Here is a 1250-nt window from a genome sequence, read left to right as displayed (position 1 = left end):
TACGCTGTTGGTCGTAGAGGCAGTGATTTTGCCGGGTAAACCCAATGCAACCGTTATATTTTGCTCTAACGTGTTACCACCCGTTAGGCCGTTACCTGCAATGATTCGGACGGTTTTATCCGCCTTGGTTGCCAGTCCTTGGTCGGCTGCGGTTTTATTTTGGCCGATGCTGGCCACGGCTTTGGCCAGCTCGGTCTTCAGCCACAGCGTGCGGTTTGCCAATTCACGGGTGGGCCGGTTATCGATGCCGTTCGGCCCACCCATTACAGGGTCGGAAGTTTCAAATTGGTAAATACCGGCTTCCCAGCGGGCGGTTTCTGTTAAGTTAGCCATTATGCGGTTCCTCGATTAAATCTGCCGTCGCGCAAAGCACGGCCGTTGTGTCTTAATGCGCTGGCTTGGTAGTCCAACGCGGCCAATACGCAGCGGGCAGGAGCAAACGCTCTTAGGGTGTGCCTCAACAATGCTGCTTGGTCATTGGTAATGACGTTATTCATGATGATGCGGTAGTGCGCCCACCGGTCGCTGTGACCGTAGGCATAACGACCATCGCGCACGATTTCGCCGTCATGCCGTTTGCCGCCCATACCTTCGATAATCTGTACTTCGCCAAAGCCAAGCCGTCGCACAATTTCCCGGATGGCCCACGGTGTACCTTTGTAGCGGTGCAGTTCATATGCGCCTTTAATCAGGCGCCGGCGCATTTGGTCGGACTCGGCCAACCAATAACCATCCGCCCCCAATATGCTGCGGCTCTCGGCCAATAAATCTAGATGCTCGGGGGCGACCAGATTAATCAGCCGGGGCATCAGCTTGGCTACATCAATATCGGCTAGACGCAAGCCCAAATCAGCCAGCATCTTGTAATGCTGGTCTCTCTCAATGATGTCGGCGTAGGTTAATTTAGCCATCGGCGTACTCCGATGCAGCGGTAATGTTTACCGATGTGCAACGCGACCACTGATTGGCCTTAACCACGCGCAGCGGCAGATTCTTCAGCACCACGTTATATACGCCAGGCACTTTCAGAGCCGTCTGAATATCCAAAGGCACAATGTCCAGTCCAAGCTTTTCGCGTCGGGCGGATTCATATGCTGCCCATGACGCTTTGGCAGCCGCTACAGCTTCATCCGGATTTACCCCGGTAAACAGCACCAGCTCGGCGTCCAATGCATAATCCACAACGGTGGGAGCGGCCACCGTAACGGTGTCGCACAACGGCCGGATACGCTCATCAGATAAGGCTTTGG

General features: G+C 54.6%; 2 protein-coding genes and 1 pseudogene. All 3 read right to left on the bottom strand.

The window, feature by feature from the left end; translation table 11 throughout:
- A pseudogene (locus ACEPPX_RS11785) lies at window positions 1–333 on the bottom strand (phage tail protein); the annotation flags it as partial.
- A complete protein-coding gene (locus ACEPPX_RS11780) occupies window positions 333–911 on the bottom strand; it encodes a phage tail protein (protein WP_416624196.1) in 579 nt (192 codons plus the stop codon). The gene ACEPPX_RS11780 and the pseudogene ACEPPX_RS11785, both read right to left, overlap by 1 nt.
- On the bottom strand, window positions 904–1250 hold a 347-nt coding region (locus ACEPPX_RS11775), incomplete at its 5' end, for a baseplate J/gp47 family protein (RefSeq protein WP_416624195.1). The genes ACEPPX_RS11775 and ACEPPX_RS11780, both read right to left, overlap by 8 nt.

The organism is Neisseria sp. S1, assembly GCF_048060015.1.
Lineage (GTDB): Bacteria > Pseudomonadota > Gammaproteobacteria > Burkholderiales > Neisseriaceae > Neisseria > Neisseria arctica.
The sequence above is the reverse complement of the archived record's forward strand: the minus strand, read 5'-3'. Positions and strand labels throughout refer to the sequence as shown.